The organism is Actinacidiphila sp. bgisy160 (assembly GCF_057707815.1).
Genome location: NZ_JBYIQW010000038.1, coordinates 14,818 through 31,293 on the forward strand (window position 1 = coordinate 14,818; position 16,476 = coordinate 31,293).

General features: G+C 73.5%; 15 protein-coding genes and 1 pseudogene. 8 read left to right on the forward strand and 8 right to left on the reverse strand.

Annotated features, from left to right (window positions below; translation table 11 throughout):
* Positions 1-86: 86 nt before the first annotated feature.
* The 4 genes from AC3EUJ_RS25790 to AC3EUJ_RS25805 form a co-directional block, all read right to left on the reverse strand.
* On the reverse strand, positions 87-233 hold the full coding sequence (locus tag AC3EUJ_RS25790; RefSeq protein WP_431965396.1) for a hypothetical protein: 147 nt from the start codon (positions 231-233) through the stop codon (positions 87-89).
* A 144-nt stretch (positions 234-377) separates the two neighbouring features.
* Complete coding sequence (gene pucD / locus AC3EUJ_RS25795) at positions 378-2,759, reverse strand: xanthine dehydrogenase subunit D (protein ID WP_431965283.1); 2,382 nt, start codon at positions 2,757-2,759, stop codon at positions 378-380.
* Positions 2,760-2,764: 5 nt separating this feature from the next.
* Positions 2,765-3,325, reverse strand: a complete 561-nt coding sequence (locus AC3EUJ_RS25800) for a (2Fe-2S)-binding protein (RefSeq protein WP_431965285.1) — start codon at positions 3,323-3,325, stop codon at positions 2,765-2,767.
* Positions 3,316-4,203, reverse strand: coding sequence for an FAD binding domain-containing protein (locus AC3EUJ_RS25805; protein WP_431965287.1), 888 nt, complete (start codon positions 4,201-4,203; stop codon positions 3,316-3,318). The genes AC3EUJ_RS25800 and AC3EUJ_RS25805 overlap by 10 nt, the downstream gene beginning before the upstream one ends.
* 265 nt (positions 4,204-4,468) lie before the next feature.
* Between AC3EUJ_RS25805 and AC3EUJ_RS25810 the strand changes: the two genes are divergently transcribed.
* On the forward strand, positions 4,469-6,115 hold the full coding sequence (locus tag AC3EUJ_RS25810) for a PucR family transcriptional regulator (RefSeq protein ID WP_431965289.1): 1,647 nt from the start codon (positions 4,469-4,471) through the stop codon (positions 6,113-6,115).
* Positions 6,116-6,268: 153 nt separating this feature from the next.
* On the opposite strand, the gene AC3EUJ_RS25815 is transcribed toward AC3EUJ_RS25810, so the two are convergent.
* Entirely contained in the window at positions 6,269-7,033 is a 765-nt protein-coding gene (locus tag AC3EUJ_RS25815) for a GbsR/MarR family transcriptional regulator (protein WP_431965291.1), read from the reverse strand.
* 238 nt (positions 7,034-7,271) lie between these two features.
* On the opposite strand from AC3EUJ_RS25815, the gene AC3EUJ_RS25820 reads away from it, so the two are divergent.
* From AC3EUJ_RS25820 to AC3EUJ_RS25830, 3 genes are all read left to right on the forward strand, one after another.
* Entirely contained in the window at positions 7,272-7,937 is a 666-nt protein-coding gene (locus AC3EUJ_RS25820) for a DUF4097 family beta strand repeat-containing protein (RefSeq protein WP_431965293.1), read from the forward strand.
* Positions 7,938-8,091: 154 nt separating this feature from the next.
* A complete protein-coding gene (locus AC3EUJ_RS25825; RefSeq protein ID WP_431965295.1) occupies positions 8,092-8,910 on the forward strand; it encodes an alpha/beta fold hydrolase in 819 nt (272 codons plus the stop codon).
* A gap of 637 nt (positions 8,911-9,547) precedes the next feature.
* Positions 9,548-10,315: a hypothetical protein gene (locus AC3EUJ_RS25830; RefSeq protein ID WP_431965390.1), complete on the forward strand. Its 768-nt coding sequence runs from the start codon at positions 9,548-9,550 to the stop codon at positions 10,313-10,315.
* Positions 10,316-10,318: 3 nt separating this feature from the next.
* On the opposite strand, the gene AC3EUJ_RS25835 is transcribed toward AC3EUJ_RS25830, so the two are convergent.
* Positions 10,319-11,128: a GntR family transcriptional regulator gene (locus tag AC3EUJ_RS25835; RefSeq protein WP_431965297.1), complete on the reverse strand. Its 810-nt coding sequence runs from the start codon at positions 11,126-11,128 to the stop codon at positions 10,319-10,321.
* A 383-nt stretch (positions 11,129-11,511) separates the two neighbouring features.
* Between AC3EUJ_RS25835 and AC3EUJ_RS25840 the strand changes: the two genes are divergently transcribed.
* Positions 11,512-12,549 carry a DUF2637 domain-containing protein gene (locus AC3EUJ_RS25840; protein WP_431965299.1) on the forward strand — a complete coding sequence of 346 codons (1,038 nt, stop codon included), beginning with the start codon at positions 11,512-11,514 and terminating at the stop codon, positions 12,547-12,549.
* A gap of 98 nt (positions 12,550-12,647) precedes the next feature.
* On the opposite strand, the gene AC3EUJ_RS25845 is transcribed toward AC3EUJ_RS25840, so the two are convergent.
* Positions 12,648-13,097 (reverse strand): ATP-binding protein, encoded by a 450-nt coding sequence (locus AC3EUJ_RS25845; RefSeq protein ID WP_431965301.1) that lies wholly within the window; start codon positions 13,095-13,097, stop codon positions 12,648-12,650.
* A gap of 145 nt (positions 13,098-13,242) precedes the next feature.
* On the opposite strand from AC3EUJ_RS25845, the gene AC3EUJ_RS25850 reads away from it, so the two are divergent.
* The gene (locus AC3EUJ_RS25850; protein WP_431965303.1) at positions 13,243-13,896 is read left to right on the forward strand and encodes a GntR family transcriptional regulator; all 654 of its coding nucleotides are present in this window, start codon (positions 13,243-13,245) and stop codon (positions 13,894-13,896) included.
* Between the two features lie 126 nt (positions 13,897-14,022).
* Complete coding sequence (locus tag AC3EUJ_RS25855) at positions 14,023-14,391, forward strand: OsmC family protein (protein WP_431965305.1); 369 nt, start codon at positions 14,023-14,025, stop codon at positions 14,389-14,391.
* A gap of 34 nt (positions 14,392-14,425) precedes the next feature.
* Here AC3EUJ_RS25855 and AC3EUJ_RS25860 read toward each other — a convergent pair whose 3' ends face one another.
* Positions 14,426-15,841: a glycoside hydrolase family 47 protein gene (locus tag AC3EUJ_RS25860; protein WP_431965307.1), complete on the reverse strand. Its 1,416-nt coding sequence runs from the start codon at positions 15,839-15,841 to the stop codon at positions 14,426-14,428.
* Between the two features lie 186 nt (positions 15,842-16,027).
* Between AC3EUJ_RS25860 and AC3EUJ_RS25865 the strand changes: the two are divergent.
* Positions 16,028-16,426: pseudogene (locus tag AC3EUJ_RS25865) on the forward strand (alpha-mannosidase); the annotation flags it as partial.
* Positions 16,427-16,476: the final 50 nt, after the last annotated feature.

Sequence of the window (16,476 nt, forward strand, 5' to 3'; positions counted from 1 at the left end):
GGCCCTCGGGAGGGTGCAGGGCGAAGTGGACGACGAAGACGGCCGTGAGCACCCAGAGAAGCCGGCCGGCACGAGCGTGAAGACGATCACGCCGGCTCGCGGGCGACGGTGGAGCCGCGCTCGGACATGTGGAAGTACCGGTCGAGCCGGGTGCGTCCGGCCGGCCGGCGCGATGGCGCGCCGGGGTCCTCCGGGGCGGTCGCGTGCATGGCTGACGGGGTCGACTGGGTCATGCGGTGCCACTCCCAAGGTTCACAGGGACACCCGGACGGCGTGCGCCGCACGGGATTCGGGATGGTCCGCAGCACGACCCGGGGGACTGCCCGGCAGTGGTGCGGTGGGCCGCCCGGCGCCGGACGGCGACGGGCTGAGCCGTCTCACGTTCCGGTCAGGTGCTCCGGCCGTACCGGTACGCGGCTGAGGGCGAGACCGGTCGCAGCGCGGATGGCGGCGACGACGGCGGGGGTGGAGGACAGGGTGGGGGCCTCGCCGACGCCGCGCAGCCCGTAGGGGGCGTGGTCGTCGGCGAGTTCGAGCACGTCGACCGGGATGGGCGGCGTGTCGAGGATGGTGGGGATCAGATAGTCGGTGAAGGACGGGTTCCGCACCGTGGCCCGGTCGGAGACGAGGATCTCCTCCATGACGGCCAGCCCCAGGCCCTGGGTCGTGCCGCCCTGGATCTGGCCGATGACCGACAGCGGGTTGAGCGCCTTGCCGACGTCCTGGGCGCAGGCGAGTTCGACGACCTTGACCAGGCCGAGTTCGGTGTCCACCTCAACGACGGCCCGGTGCGCGGCGAAGGCGTACTGGACGTGCCCGCGGCCCTGTCCGGTGCGCAGGTCGAAGGGCTCGGTGGGGCGGTGGCGCCACTCCCGCTCGATGTCGATCGCCTCGTCGCCCAGCACCTCGGCGAGCTCCGCCAGCACCTCACCGCCGTCGGTGACGACCTTGCCGCCCTCCAGGAGGAGTTCGGCGGTCGCCCAGGCGGGGTGGTGCGTGCCGAACCTGGCGCGGCCCATCTCCAGGACGCGTTCGCGCACCGCCTGGCAGGTGTGCCGCACCGCGCCGCCGGTGACGTACGTCTGCCGGGAGGCGGAGGTGGAGCCGGCCGAACCTACCCGCGTGTCGGCGGGGTTGATGGTGACCTGGGTGACACCGAGCTCGGTGCGGGCGATCTGGGCGTGCACGGTGACGCCGCCCTGACCCACCTCGGCCATCGCGGTGTGCACGGTGGCCACCGGCTCGCCGGCGATCACCTCCAGCCGGACGCGGGCGGTGGAGTAGTCGTCGAAGCCCTCGGAGAAGCCCACGTTCTTGATGCCGACGGCGTAACCGACGCCGCGGACGACGCCCTCGCCGTGCGTGGTGTTGGACAGCCCGCCGGGCAGCGCGCGGACGTCCACGCCGCCGCCGGCGCTCTCCCACTCCCGCTCCGGCGGCATCGGCATCGCCTTGACGCGGCGCAGCAGTTCGGCGACGGGAGCCGGTGAGTCGACGACCTGTCCGGTGGGCATGACGCTGCCCTGGGACATGGCGTTGAGCCGCCGGAACTCCACCGGGTCCATGTCGAGGGCGGCGGCGAGCTTGTCCATCTGCGCCTCGTAGGCGAAGCAGGCCTGGACCGCGCCGAAGCCGCGCATGGCGCCGCAGGGCGGGTTGTTGGTGTAGAGCGCGAGGGCCTCGATGTCGACGTCGTCGATGACGTACGGGCCGGCGCCGAGGGAGGAGGCGTTGCCCACGACGGCCGGGGAGGAGGAGGCGTAGGCACCGCCGTCCAGCACGATGCGGCACCGCATGTGGGTGATCTTCCCGTCGCGGGTGGCACCGTGCTCGTAGTGGAGTCTCGCGGGGTGCCGGTGGACGTGCCCGAAGAAGGACTCGAAGCGGTTGTAGACCATCTTGACGGGTCTGCCGGTGCGCAGTGCCAGCAGGCAGGCGTGGATCTGCATCGACAGGTCCTCGCGCCCGCCGAAGGCGCCGCCGACACCGGAGAGCGTCATGCGCACCTTCTCCTCCGGCAGGCCGAGGACGGGGGCGATCTGGCGCAGGTCCGCGTGCAGCCACTGGGTGGCGATGTAGAGGTCGACACCGCCGTCCTCGGCGGGGACCGCGAGGCCCGACTCGGGGCCGAGGAAGGCCTGGTCCTGCATGCCGACCTCGTAGTCGCCGGTGACGACCACGTCGGCGCGCCGGGCGGCGGCGTCGGCGTCGCCTCGGACGACCGGCTGGCGGTGCACGATGTTGGGGTGCGGGACGTGGCCGCTGTGGTGGTCGGTGCGGTCCTCGTGGATCAGCGGCGCGTCCGGGGCGGTGGCGGTCGCCTCGTCGACGACGACGGGCAGTTGCCGGTACTCGACCTTGATCTTGGCAGCGGCGCGGCGGGCGGTCTCGGGGTGGTCGGCGGCGACCAGCGCGACCGGTTCGCCGTGGTGCCGGACCCGGCCGTGGGCGAGGACGGGGGTGTCCTGGATCTCTAGGCCGTAGTGCCGCACGCCGGTGGGCAGGTCGTCGTAGGTGAGCACGGCGTGCACACCGGGCTGCGCCAGCGCCTGCGAGGCGTCGAGGGAGACGATCTCGGCGTGCGCGTACGCGCTGCGCAGGGTGTGGCCCCAGAGCATGTCCTCGTGCCACAGATCGGAGGCGTAGGCGAACTCCCCGGTGGTCTTGAGGACGCCGTCGGGGCGCAGCGTGGACTCGCCGATGCCGCCCCGGGTCTCGCTGCCCTGGGTGGTGGGGGTGGGGGTACGGGTCACGCCCATCGCGGTCAGGCCTCCGTCCCCGTGCGGGCGGCCGCGAGGCGGACCGCGTCGAGGATCTTCTCGTAGCCGGTGCAGCGGCACAGGTTGCCCGAGAGTGCCTCGCGGATGTCGGCGTCGGTGGGCTGGGCGTTGCGCTCCAGCAGCTCGTCGGCGGCGACCAGCAGCCCGGGGGTGCAGAAGCCGCACTGGACGGCCCCGGCGTCGACGAAGGCCTGCTGGACCGGCGACAGCCCGGTGGCCGGGCCCGCGGGTCGCGCCTGCCACCGCTGCGCGGCGCCCGGGTCGGTGCCGGGGCCCGCCTCGCCCGTGTCGCGCTCCTTGGCGAAGTCCGCCAGGCCCTCGACGGTCACGACCTCGCGGCCTTGCACCTGGCCGGCCGCGACCAGGCAGGCGCACACCGGCACGCCGTCCAGCCGGACCGTGCAGGAGCCGCACTCGCCCTGCTCACATGCGTTCTTGGAGCCGGGCAGGCCCATGCGCTCGCGCAGGACGTACAGCAGGCTCTCGCCCTCCCACACGTCGTCGGCCTCCTGGCGCCGTCCGTTGACGGTGAAGGTCACGCGCATCGGGGGCTCCTCTCGGCGCCGCGGTACTCGTCCCAGGTCCAGCCGAGGGTGCGGCGGGCCATGACCATCAGGGCGTGGCGGCGGTAGGCGGCGCTGCCGCGTACGTCGTCGATGGGGCTGGCGCAGCCGGCGGCCAGTTCCGCGAACTGGGCTGCCACGGAGGGCGGGATGATCCGGCCGCTGTCCCACAGCCCCTCCTCCTCCAGCGCCGCGGTGAGGAACTCCTCGGCGGTGGTGGCGCGGACCGGGGTGGGCGCGGCCGAGCCGATGCCCGTGCGCACCGTGCGGGTGGCCGGGTGCAGGGCCAGGCCGAAGGCGCAGACCGCGATGACCATGGCGTTGCGGGTGCCGACCTTGGAGAACTGCTGGGGGCCGTCGGCCCTGGCGATGTGCACGGCGCGGATCAGCTCGTCCGGGGCGAGGGCGTTGCGCTTCACCCCGGTGTAGAACTCCTCGACTGGGATCAGCCGGGTGCCGCGTGCGGACTCCGCCTCCACCTCGGCGCCGGCGGCGAGCAGCGGCGGGTGCGAGTCCCCGGCCGGGGAGGCGGCGCCGAGGTTGCCGCCGACGCTGCCCCGGTTGCGGATCTGCGGCGAGCCCACGGTGCGGGCGGCGAGCGCGAGGCCGGGCAGTTCCCTGGCCAGGGCCTCGATGACGCGGGTGTAGGGGACCGCGGCGCCCAGCCGTACGGTCTCCTCCCCCACCTCCCACTCGTACAGGTCGCCGACGCGGTTCAGGTCCAGCAGGACATCGGGCCGGCGGTGGTCGAAGTTGATCTCGACCATCACGTCGGTGCCGCCCGCGATGGGTACGGCCGTGGGGTGCTCCGCCTTGGCGGCGAGGGCCTCCTCCCAGGTCGCGGGACGCAGGAAGTCCATGAGCGCTCTCTTCTTCGTCGGGGGACGGGATGGCCTTTCATGTCCTGTTCACGCTGTGTGACCCAGTACACGTCCGGGCGCGGTGCCCGGTGCAGTCACCGAACACATGAAGCACTTCGCTGGTCGGTACGCTGGTCTTGTAGATTCCTCCGAAAGACGCGGACCTGAAACCTGTCGGCATCGACACGGCAACACCGATGCAACCGAGCGGGCGCCACCCTGGTACCGCGTCGGACAGGGAAGCGTTCGAGACGAGGCGACGACGATGCGGCTGCGCGCACTGCTGGACACCGATGCCCTCGGCCTGCGGCTGCTCGGCGGCGAGGAGGAGCTGGACCGCACCGTCCGTGGCGTGATGACCACCGACCTGAAGGACCCCAGCCGCTACCTCTCCGGCGGTGAGCTGGTGCTGACCGGACTGGCGTGGCGCCGCGGACCGGACGACTCCGAGCGCTTCGTGCGGATCCTCGCCACGGCCGGGGTCGCCGGTCTCGCCGCCGGGGAGGCCGAGCTGGGCTCCGTCCCGGACGACCTGGTGCTGGCGTGCGCCCGGCACCGGCTGCCGCTGTTCGCGGTCGACGAGGACGTCGCCTTCGCCTCCATCACCGAGCACGTGGTGCGCCAGGTGTCCACCGAGCGCGCCGGGGACCTGGCCGCCGTGGTGGAACGGCACCGCCGGCTGATGACCTCCGGGCCCGAGGGCGGTGGTCCCGACGCCGTGCTGGACCTGCTCGGCAGCGACCTCGACCTGCGTGCCTGGGTGCTGTCCACGACCGGCCGCCGGATCGCCGGCTCCGACCACCCGCTGACCGCCGGCGTACGGGCCGAGCTCGCCGGGGAGCACCTGGCCGCCGCCCGCACCGGCCGCCGCCGGCCGCACCACGCCTACGCCGCCGGCCGCCACTACTCGCTCTTCCCCATCCGCAGCGGCGACCCGGTCGGCGACATCCGCGGCACCATGCTGTCCGACTGGTTCCTCGCCGTCGACGCCGACGCGGGCGACTGGCCGGCCGAACGCCTGGACCTGCTGGACGGCGTCACCCAGCTCATCGCCGTCGAGCGCGACCGGCGGGACGCCGCGCGCACCGTGCGCCGCCGGCTCGCCGCCGAGGTGCTGGACCTCGTGCAGACCGGCGCGCCACCGGGCGAGATCGCCGCGCGGCTGCGCGTGGCCGCGCCCGTGCTGGTGCCGGGGCTCGGCGCCGCGCCGCACTGGCAGGTCGTCGTCGCCCGCGTCGACTGGGCGGGCGGCGGGCCCACCGCGGGGCCGATCGCCCAGGCCCTGCTGGAGGAGGCCCTGGTGGACCCGCGCGCGGTGGGCCCCGACCCGGCCGACCGCATCGCCGTCGCCCACGCGGGCGAGGAGGCGATGGCCCTCGTCCCCCTGGCGTCGCTCGAGTCCGACGGCGCCGCCCCCGAGCTGTCCGCCCAGGGCCTGCTCTCCGCGCTCCGCGGCCCCCTCACCCGGGGCCTGGACGGCGACGGACGGCTCACCATCGGCGTCAGCGCCACCGTCCACACCGCCGACGGGCTGCGCGGCGCCCTGGAGGAGGCCCGCCACGCCCGCCGCGTGGCCGCCGCCCGCCCGGGCCGGGTCTGCGTCGCCGGCCACGAGGAGCTCGCCTCCCACGTCCTGCTGCTGCCCTTCGTCCCCGACGACGTCCGCCGCGCCTTCACCGCCAGGCTCCTCGACCCGCTGCGCGCCTACGACCGACGGCACCGCGCGGAGCTCATCCCCACGCTCGAGGCCTTCCTCGACTGCGACGGCTCCTGGACGCGCTGCGCGAACCGGCTGCATCTGCACGTCAACACTCTGCGCTACCGGATCGGCAGGATCGAGCAACTCACGGGCCGCGACCTGTCGCGCCTGGAGGACAAGGTGGACTTCTTCCTGGCCCTGCGGATGAGCTGACGCCGCCGCCGGCCGGCGGGCCCCGCACCCGCAGTGGTGTCGCAGCGGAGAATGCCGGCGCCCTGCCGAGCGATCTCAACGAGGCCGCCGGCGGGCGCTCGACGGGCCGGCTCAGGCTGAACCAGCCTGCGCGGGCGCCGCAGGCTGCGACCGTCAAGACGGCTGTCCGCGATCCGGAACCGGCCCGGCCCTACCGCCTGAGGCCGCTTCGGGTTTCGAGCGGAGGATCTCGCGGGCCTGCTCCGCGGCGCGGTGGATGCTCTCGCTGATGAAGTCGCTGAAGCGGGCGATGTTCTCCAGGCGGGCGGCGGCCGGGGTGCCGCGGCCGAGGATGCCGACGCCCTGCCGTGCGATCTCGGCGACCTGGGCGGTGCCGCGGGCGCCGGCGATCGTCGACTGGTACCAGACATCGTCGTCGACGAAGTAGCGCTCGCGGCGGCGTTCGTCGCGTTCCCGGCGGACGAGGCCCTGGCTTTCGAGGAACGCGACAGCCTTGGAGACGGACGCCGGGCTGACCTGGAGGCGCTGGACGAGTTGGGACGCGGTGAGGCTGCCCGCGTCGGCAGTGAAGAGGCTCGTCAGCACCCGGGCCGTCATCTTGGGCAGACCTTGTTGCATGAGGAGGGTGGTGAACGTCTCCTCGTACTCGGTCACGGCCCCGGCGTCCCGTCCGTGGCCCTGTGCGGGCGCTCCCGGCCCCGGGGAGGGGGCGGGCCTGCGCCGGTGGGCGCGGCGTTCGGTGGCGCGGTGGGCCAGGTCTGCGCGGTACGCGGTGGGACCGCCGTTGCGCATCACCTCCCGCGTGATCGTCGAGGTCGGACGGTCCAGGCGCCGGGCGATCTCGGCGTAGGGGAGGCTGTCGGCCAGCCCCAGCGCGATCTGCTGGCGCTCCAGCAGGGTGAGCCTGCCTCCCGGCATCGCGGTCTCCTCGGGTTGTTCCTCGTGGCGGTCACCGATCCCCCACCATAGCGTTCACTCCCATCCATTGCAACGATCCGACACAGTCGTCGTTGCGTTGAGCTCACTCCATTGCAACACTTTTGGACATTTGACCTGCATAAACTCCAATTCTATGCAACGAGCGCGTTGCCTTGAGGACGGAAAGCAACGTAGCGTTTTCAATGTCAGAAACAACGACCGAGCACGGGAGAGCACGATGCAGAAGTTCGACACCCCCGCCCTGATCTCCGCCGTCGTGGACATCCCCGCCGGACGCATCCAGTTCATCGCCGCGGACCGAGCCGACACCACCGTCGAGGTCCTGCCGGCCGACCCCGCCAAGAGCCGCGACATCAAGACCGCCGAGCAGACCACCGTCACCTACGCCGACGGCGTCCTGCGGATCACCGCCCCGACCCCCGACAACCGGCTCTTCGGCCCGTCCGGATCCCTGGAGGTCACCGTCCAACTGCCCGCCGGCTCACGCGTCGAGGCCAAGGCCGCCAGCGCCGAGTTCCGCTCCGTCGGACGCCTCGGCGACATCGCCTTCAACGGCGCGTACCGCCAGATCAAGATCGACGAGGCCGCGAGCGTCCGCCTCACCGCGATCGACGGCGATGTCGAGGTCGGCCGGCTGAACGGGCCCGCGGAGATCGACACCGCACGGGGCGACATCCGGATCGGCGAGGCCCTGCGCGGCACCGTCGTACTGCGCACCCAGACCGGCGACATCGCGATCGCGGCCGCCACCGGCGTCTCAGCCGCCCTCGACGCCGGCACCGGCTACGGCCGCGTCAGCAACACCCTCAAGAACGACGGCACCGCCGACCTCGACATCCGCGCCACCACCTCCCGCGGCGACATCACCGCCCGCAGCCTCTGAGCCGAGCGGAACCAGCATCATCCGGCCGGGTCCACCCCGACAGAGATCCTGTCGGTCCTCGCAAAGGACCCGGCTGTTCGCCCGCAAGCGGCCTTGCGGGCGACCGAGGCACGGACAAGCCGCACAACACACCCGACACGACCAGGGGGATCACATGACGAAGTGCAGCACGTCCTCGACCAGTGCTCAGTGGAGCGGCATGGTGCCGGTGGACGACACGGCCCTGGCGGTCACCGACACCGGAGGCCCCGGGATCCCGGTGGTCTACCTCAACGGCCAGTTCGCCACCCAGGGGTACTGGCGGCGGGTCATCGCCGAACTGGGCACGAACTGGCGTCACATCACCTACGACGAGCGGGCCCGCGGCAGGAAATCGAAGCGTTCGGCGGACTACTCCTTCGAAGCAGCCGTCCGGGACGTCGACGCCGTCCTGGCGGCCCGGGAGGTGGACCGGGCGCTGGTGGTGGGCTGGTCCTACGGGGCGTTCGTCGCGGCTCACTGGGCCGGCCGCAACCCGGGCCGTGCCATCGGCGCGGTCCTGGTCGACGGTGCGCAACCGTACAACTGGCTGGATGCGGCCATGGAGCAGCGGATCCGGAAGACCTTCCGCCGGATGAGCTGGTTCCTGCCGCTGCTGCGCCCGACGGGCCTGACCCCGCGGATGAATGCCGAACAGATGGCGAACAGCAACATCGAGCTCGGCAGGCTCGCCCGCGTGGACGAGCTGGGACCCGTGTTGGACAACATCACCGTCCCGGCGCGGTATGTGGTCGCCTCGGGGACGTCCCTCGGAAGCAAGGGTGACGAGCAGGAGCGGATCCGCGCCGGCCTCGACGGGGTGGTCGCCCGCAACGCGAACATCGAGATCAGCGCGAAGGTCGCCAGCAATCACGACGCGATCCTCAAGAGGGACTTCCCGGCCGTCGCCGAGGCCGTACGCGAGGTCGCCGCCCTCGACCGCGGAGGGCGCTGACGACACGGCCGGCCGGCGGACGACGACTACACGTCCTCGCCGCCATCGTCATCACCGGTCGCGTCAAGGGCCGCAACCAGCCGTTGCCCGAGGGCTGGTTGTACTCTTCCGCGCACCGGTGCGCCCCGATGGCGGTGCAGATCCGGGCCAACGCCGGCGGTCCATCGCCCTTCCTCCAAGGGAGGTTGGGCGCGGGCCACGGCGGTGCGGCCGGGACGGGGCACACCGCCCGGGCCGTTGACCGCGCGCGCCCCGGCAGCGTCGGGGCCATCGGCGTCCGCCCCCGGGGCCCGGGCGCATCACCTCCTCGCGCGCCGGCGGTCGAGCTCGCCCCGGGGACAGCTGGTGGGCGCGGGCGCCGATCGGCGCGTCCGCGACGCGGTCGCGAGCGGCAGGGGCGTCGCCTCACGGCGCGCCCGCAGCGCGCACTGACTCCCGCTCGAGCCGACGAGGCGGTCCGGGTCCGCCACGCCGACGCGGGGCGGCGAGCGCGGGGCGGCGGGGAGTCGGCGTCCGGGCGGCCGGGAAATCGATCACGCGCCGTCCGCCCTCTTGGCGTGGCACCCGGTGTCGTGCTGGACTTCCGCCCAACCGGCTCGATGACGCGCTTCGGGGAGGGCAAGTGGCGGACACCGCCATGTCGGACGCAGAGGTGGGACCGAGGGCGCCGGGTGGCGGTACGCCGCCCGACGTGTCGCGGCTGCGGGGCCGCGGGTGCTGGACGGAGGCCGCGCTGCTGCTCACGCCCCATGCGGAGCGGTTGCCGGCGGCGGCGACCGAGCGCGCGGCGCTGCTGATCGAGCGCTGCATGTTCACCCTGGACGGCTGGGCGGAGGCGGAGGACGCCCTGCGCGCCGCGGAGGCCCTGGCCCGTACGGACGACGAGCGCGGTGAGGCCGCCTGCGAACGCGGCAACCTGGCGTACCTGGCGACGCTCTTCGGGATCCGCGACCGGGCCGACGAGGCGCGGGCCGCCCTGATGCGCAGTGCCGCGCTGCTGGCACCCGGTGCGGCGGGACGGCCGCTGCTGGACTTCCGGCGCGGGCTGGTCGCCGAGAACCTGGGCGGCGACCCGGACTCGGCCAAAGCCGCGTACCGCCGGGCCCACGCGGGGGCGGTGGCCCACGACGACGTGCTGCTGACCTCGTACACCTGGCGGCACCTGGCCGGGCTGGCGGCCCGCGACGGTGACCTCGCCGAGGCGCGCCACGGCTTCGCCGAGTCGCTGCGGATCCGTGTGGCGCTCGGCTACGCCGTCGGGGTCGCGCCGGCCCTGACCGCGCTGGCCGGGGTGGAGCCGGATGCCGAGGCGGGGCGGCTGCGCGCCGAGGCGGGGCGGCTGTTCCGAGTGCTGGGCGGGGTGCCCGTGTGGCTGGCCGAGGAGCTGGAGGCGGAGGCCGGCTGAGCGTCACGCCCCGGAGCAGTGCTCGCGCAGCAGTGACTCCACGGTGGCCAGGTCGCCGGAGACCAGCGCCTCCAGCAGCGCCGCGTGCTGCGTGGCATCGGCGATCAGGCGGGCGCTGATGCCGCGCACGGAGGCGGCCCCGGGACGGGCGTGACCGTGGTCCTCGGTGACCGGCCACTGCGACCTGCGGTGCAACTCGTCGGCGACGGCGACGAGCTGCCGGTTGCCGGAGAGCTCCAGCAGGGCGCGGTGGAAGGCGCGGTCTGCCTCGGCGTAGGCGGCGCGGTCGCCCAGGGCCGCGGCGGCCACCGCGGCCTCGGCGAGCGGTCGCAGCTGCTCCCAGCGGGACGGGGGCAGGGTACGGGCCAGCCGCAGCACGACGGGGACCTCCAGGAGCGCGCGCACCTCGGCGAGCTCGGCGAGGTCCCGGCTGGTGCGCTCGGCGACCCGGAAGCCCTTGTTCGGCATGGCCTCCACCGCGCCCTCGCGGGCCAGCAGCTGCATCGCCTCGCGCACCGGGGTGGCGGAGACGCCGAAGCGTTCGGCGAGCACGGGAGCGGAGTACACGGCCCCCGGGCGCAGCTCGCCGGTGAGCAGGGCGCCGCGCAGGGCGCCCAGGACCTGGTCCCGCACGGTGTGCCGCTCGGGCAGCCGGCGCGGGCGGGGGAGCCCTTCGGCACGGTCCGGAGCGGGCTCGCCGCCGGCCTCGGCGTACGGGTGGGCACCCCGGACCCGTTCGTCGTGGCCGGGGGGCAGCCCGGGGGCCGCCGCGGGCGCCGCGGGGCGCCGCTGGGCGCGGGGGGCGTACTCCACAGGGGCTCCTTCGGGCAGTCGTGTGCGCTGGCGCACTCCCGCGGGGAATGTGCGCCGCGTTCTATTGCAACACGCTCCGCGACGGGCTTCGAGCCCCTGTGAGCCGGCTCTCCCCGGCAAGATCGTCCGAGGTGTGCCGCATCTCCTGTGGATCTCCACCCGCGGCATCCGATCAGCCGTCAGGCCACAGGCCGCAACTCGATCAACTGAACCAGTCCCGCTCCCCAGTTCGAGCATTTTGATGCTCTCGTCCCTCGCCGCCCCTCCGTTGGCGTTCTCTTGCCCTGAAACCGCCTCGCACGCCCGGGGCGTTCGCCAGGATGGCGCGCGGACGCCGTCTCGCGGCCCGAGCGCGACGGTACTGCGACGCAAGGAATCGCACGATGAGACTTACGGACATAACGCCGGACTGGGCGCTCGCGTGCGCCGTCGGTCTGGCGGTCCTCGCCGCCGCGGCGGTGTTCCTGCGCAACCGCAAGGCCCGCAAGGAAGGGGCGGGCCAGGCCGATTCCTGGGAGCGAGCGGAGGAGCGGCGCCGCAAGAAGGAAGCCGTGTACGGCACGGCCTCCTACGTCCTGCTCTTCGGGTGCGCCTCCGTCGCCGCGGCCCTGTCCTTCCACGGCCTGGTCGGTTTCGGCCGGCAGAACCTCGGCCTCTCCGGTGGCTGGGAGTACCTGGTGCCCTTCGGGCTCGACGGCGCGGCCATGTTCTGCTCGGTGCTCGCCGTGCGCGAGGCGAGCCACGGTGACGCGGCGCTGGGCTCGCGGCTGCTGGTGTGGCTGTTCGCGGGCGCGGCGGCCTGGTTCAACTGGGTGCACGCGCCCCGCGGCGGCGGTCACGCCGGCGCCCCGGAGTTCTTCGCGGGCATGTCGCTCTCCGCGGCCGTGCTCTTCGACCGCGCCCTGAAGCAGACGCGCCGGGCCGCCCTGCGAGAGCAGGGGCTGATCCCGCGGCCGCTGCCGCAGATCCGCATGGTCCGCTGGCTGCGCGCGCCCCGCGAGACGTACGGCGCCTGGTCGCTGATGCTGCTCGAGGGCGTCCGCACCCTGGACGAGGCCGTCGAGGAGGTCCGCGAGGAGCGCACCCGCAACGAGCAGGAGGCCATGCGCCGCCGCGAGCACGCGCGCCTGGAACGGGCCCGCATCAAGGCGATCAACCGGCAGCACCGGATCTGGAACCGCGGCGGCAGCAAGTACGAACTGCCCTCCTCGGCCGCGGCGGGCGCCCAGGCCGGCGCGGAGCCTGCCATAGAACCGGAGAAGGCCGAACTGCCCCCGCGTGCACGGCCCGCCCTGGCGCCCGTGCGTGAGGAGACGACACGTACGACGATCGACCTCACCGCCGAGGACGACACCATGGCGCTCCCCAGGCTGGACTCGCTGGAGCGCAAGCTGGCCGATCTGGAACGCCAGTACGGCTGATCCCGCAATGCATGACGCCTTATCAGTTCGTCGCCGTGACCCGGGCTTCCGGCCGGGGCGGCGGCGCCATCCGGGGGCGGGCGGGCGTGGGCTGCCGGTCAGCGGACCGCGGCGTCGAGTTCGAACCAGACGATCTTGCCGGTGCCGTCACCGTCGGGGCGGACTCCCCAGGCGTCGGCGAGCGAGTGGACGAGCAGCAGTCCGCGGCCGGAGGTACGGCGGTCGGAGGGGGCACGCAGTCGCGGGGGACGGGTCGTGAAGTCGCGGACCTCGACGCGCAGCCGGTCGGCGGCCCCGGGCAGCAGCGTCACGGTGAGGACGGCGCCGCGGCCGGTGTGGCGGAGTGCGTTGGTGACGAGTTCGGTGGTGAGGAGTTCGGCGGTGTCGGCGAGGTCGGGCACGCCCCAGCTCCGTAACGCCTCGCGCAGCAGCCTGCGGACGTCGGCGACGGCCGGCAGATCGGCGTGATGGAGGGGCCGGTGCAGCCGGCGCGCCTCGACGGGCCCCCCGGCCTCCGTGCCACCCGGCTGGACAGGCTGACGTTCCATCGGCTTCGCTCCGGCCGCTGACGCCCTTTCGGGTTCGAATCTACGCGCAATGCATGCCCCGCCGTGGCCACGTCCAGTCATGGAGCGGGGACGGAGCGCTCCTGTATCCATTGCATGCATTGCATGCAATGGATACGATGACGGGGTGCAACAGACGGACGCCGCGCGCACGCGGCTGCGAGAACTGATCCTGGACGGGGTGTACGCGCCCGGCCAGCGCCTGACCGAGCTCGAGGCCGCGGCGGCGCTGGCGATGAGCCGTACGCCGGTGCGGGAGGCGTTCCAGGCGCTGGTCGCCGACGGGCTGGTGCGCTCGGCGGGACGCGGGGTCAGCGTGGTCGAACTGGAGCCGGAGGCGCTGCGGCACGCATACCAGGTGCGGGCGGTGCTGGAGGGCCTGACGGCGGAGCTCGCGGCCGAGCGGCAGCGGCGCGGGGAGATAGCGCCCGCCGAACTGACCGCGCTGGAGCGGCTCGCGGCGGACGCGGAGGGGGCCACGGCCGCGGGGCTGCTGGTCGAGGCCGCCCGGCACAACCGGCGCTTCCACGCCCGGATCGCCGCCCTGTCGGCGAACCCGGTGGCCGCCGCGTCCCTGGAGCGGCTGTGGGACCAGATCCAGGTCTCCACGCGGCGGTCGCTGACCGCGCCGGAGCGCCCCGACCAGGTCGCGGCGCAGCACCGCCGGCTGCTCGCCGCGATCGCCGCGGGCCGCGCCGGGGAGGCCCACGCGGCCGCCCGTGAACACGTCATGGACACCTGTGCCGCCCACGAGCGGGACGGGACGGAGGAGGAGCGTTAGCCGTGCCGGACATCAGCAAGCGCCACACCTACACCACCGAGGTCGTCTGGACCGGAAACCGGGGCACGGGCACCAGCACACCGCGGGTACGGCCGGGAGCACGAGATCGGCGCGCCCGGTCTGCCCGTGCCGCCGATACCCGGCAGCTCGGACCCCGCCTTCCGTGGCGACCCCGCCCGCTGGAACCCCGAACAGCTGCTGCTCGCCGCGCTGTCGCAGTGCCACATGCTGTCCTATCTGCACGTGTGCACCGTCGCCGAGGTGGTGGTCACCTCCTACACCGACCGGGCGGAGGGCACGATGGAGGAGACCGCCGACGGCGGCGGCCACTTCACGCGGGCCCTGTTGCGGCCCCGGGTGGAGGTGGCCTCCGCCGCCATGCTGGACGCCGCCGTCAAGCTGCACGCCGACGCCCACCGGTTGTGCTTCATCGCCAACTCCGTCGGCTTCCCCGTGCACCACGAGGCGGAGGTCACCGTCGCGGCGGGCGGCTAGCCTCCTTCGGCCCCGGCCCGGCCGCGGCCCCGGATCAGCGCAGTCCGCGCAGGACGTTGCCCTCGGTGGTGAGGTAGTTGGAGCGGTAGTCGAAGCGGCGCGCCCGGGCGAACAGCAGGTGGTAGTACTTGGCGTTCTCGCTGAACCAGTAGGCCGGGGTCAGGTCGCCGAGCTTCATGGGACGAGCGGTCACGTCGCGCACCACGGTGTACCCGCCGGCCACCTTGCAGTACTGCTTCTGCCGCCGGAACATCTCGGCTGCCCGCTGCCGGTAGAGGTCCTTTCCCGTGGCGAGCCACAGGAAGAGACAGGAGTCCACATACTCCGGGCGCAGCGGGTAGGAGGCGTCCAGGGCGCGCAGTCCGTGGTAGTCGAGGCTCTCGGGCGGCAGGCGGAAGGCGCCCAGGGCGGCGGCCCAGCTGTCGTGGTAGGCCTCGCCCTCGGCGACACGGCCGCTCTGTGCGAGCAGTCCGGCGTAGAAGGCGGTCAGTTCGGACTGCGCGTGCCCGGTGGTGGCGCCCGTGCGCATGTCGGCCTGGCGGAACCAGAGCCGTCCGGAGCGGCGCTCGGTCAGGTGCCGGAGGACGGCTGCGGTGAGCGTGGTGTACCAGGTGCGCAGCTCCTCGTCCCGGTACAGCTCCCAGCCGTCCCAGAGGTACTCGTAGAAGGAGTCGACGGGCGGGTCGAGGGTGGCGGTGGTGCCGGTCCAGGCGCCGGTCTCGACGTTCATGCCGGTGCCGAGCAGGTTCAGCCGCGAGCGCCGGTCGTAGACGGCGCGCAGGGCCTTCTTCGCGGCGTCGTAGTACTTCCGGTCGCCGGTGAGCCGGGACAGCTCGCCGAACTCGGTGATGCAGGTGCCGATCTCGGCGAGGTAGTTCTCCTTGCCGGAGACCGCGCCGGTGGCCAGGTTCACGTAACGGTAGGGGGCCCCGGTGGGCGACCGGGTGAAGGCGGGCAGCAGCCGGTCCGCCAGTTCGCGGGCGCGGTCGAGCAGGACCGGGTCCTTGGTGGCCAGGTGCCCCGAGAGCAGCCCCCCGACCAGGCGGATGATGGTCTCGAAGACCTGCACGGGGGCGTCCTGGGCGAGCACGAGGTCGTCGCGCACCCACTGGACCCCGGCGTCCAGCTCCTCGTCCAGCTCCATCAGGTAGAGGGTGTCCAGCGCCTCGATGATCGTCAGGCCCAGGGTGCTGCCCGGGATGAAGAAGTCCGAGCCGGCACCGGCGACCGGCCGCAACTCGTCGCGTCCCCAGGCGAGTCTGCGGTAGGCGTCCCACGCGCTGCGGAACTCGGTGACGGACTCGCGGGCGAGGGCCGCGTACGGGTCGCTGGCGGCCGCCGCCGGCCCGGGCAGGGACACCGAGGGGACGGCGGCGAGCGGGGCGAGCCGGGCGGCGACACCGAGCAATCTGCGCCGGGAGGGACCGCCGGGACGCGCGATTTTTCTCATGCCCCGAAAACCCTGTCCGCCTTCCGGGCGTTACGGGACATCACCGCATTGACGGGGAATCCATCCGGTGAGCCGACCCGAGGAGCTGAGATGCACGACGACCGTCTGCTGGTCGAGGGCCGTCTGACCAGAGCCATGAATCAGTTCGTCCGGCCCGCCCGCTACGCCGGCCGGGTGCCACTGGGCATGTCCGTGTGGCATGTGGAGGACCGGCGAGGTGAGCCGTTGCCGGTGGGCGAGGCACTGAAGGCCTGGTCGAACGGGTCGTTCGAACCGTTCACCGTGGGCACGTCCTGGGGGCCGCCGTGGTCGACCAGCTGGTTCCGGCTGGAGGGCACGGTTCCGTCGGCCTGGGCCGGCCGCCGGGTCGAGGCCGTGATCGACCCGGGGTTCGGCAACGACGGCCCGGGCTTCGTGGCCGAGGGGATGGTGTACGACGCCGAGGGCGTGCCGATCAAGGGCATCAACCCGCTCAACCGCCACGTCCCGGTGGCCGCTCCCGCCGCCGGGGGCGAACGGGTGGGGCTGTTGCTGGAGGCCGCGGCCAACCCCGCCGTGCTGCGCGACTGGCGGCCGAACCCGCTGGGCGACGTCCTGACCGCCGGGCCGGAGCCGCTCTATCGCTTCGACACCGC

Bases quoted from the DNA above. Each gene is read 5' to 3' on its own strand.
- AC3EUJ_RS25805 (WP_431965287.1), bottom strand. From the start codon at position 4,203: ATGGACTTCCTGCGTCCCGCGACCTGGGAGGAGGCCCTCGCCGCCAAG.
- AC3EUJ_RS25800 (WP_431965285.1), bottom strand. From the start codon at position 3,325: ATGCGCGTGACCTTCACCGTCAACGGACGGCGCCAGGAGGCCGACGAC.
- AC3EUJ_RS25815 (WP_431965291.1), bottom strand. From the start codon at position 7,033: ATGCCGGGAGGCAGGCTCACCCTGCTGGAGCGCCAGCAGATCGCGCTG.
- AC3EUJ_RS25860 (WP_431965307.1), bottom strand. From the start codon at position 15,841: ATGAGAAAAATCGCGCGTCCCGGCGGTCCCTCCCGGCGCAGATTGCTC.
- AC3EUJ_RS25790 (WP_431965396.1), bottom strand. From the start codon at position 233: ATGACCCAGTCGACCCCGTCAGCCATGCACGCGACCGCCCCGGAGGAC.
- AC3EUJ_RS25840 (WP_431965299.1), top strand. From the start codon at position 11,512: ATGAGACTTACGGACATAACGCCGGACTGGGCGCTCGCGTGCGCCGTC.
- pucD (WP_431965283.1), bottom strand. From the start codon at position 2,759: ATGGGCGTGACCCGTACCCCCACCCCCACCACCCAGGGCAGCGAGACC.
- AC3EUJ_RS25830 (WP_431965390.1), top strand. From the start codon at position 9,548: ATGTCGGACGCAGAGGTGGGACCGAGGGCGCCGGGTGGCGGTACGCCG.
- AC3EUJ_RS25820 (WP_431965293.1), top strand. From the start codon at position 7,272: ATGCAGAAGTTCGACACCCCCGCCCTGATCTCCGCCGTCGTGGACATC.
- AC3EUJ_RS25810 (WP_431965289.1), top strand. From the start codon at position 4,469: ATGCGGCTGCGCGCACTGCTGGACACCGATGCCCTCGGCCTGCGGCTG.
- AC3EUJ_RS25845 (WP_431965301.1), bottom strand. From the start codon at position 13,097: ATGGAACGTCAGCCTGTCCAGCCGGGTGGCACGGAGGCCGGGGGGCCC.
- AC3EUJ_RS25825 (WP_431965295.1), top strand. From the start codon at position 8,092: ATGACGAAGTGCAGCACGTCCTCGACCAGTGCTCAGTGGAGCGGCATG.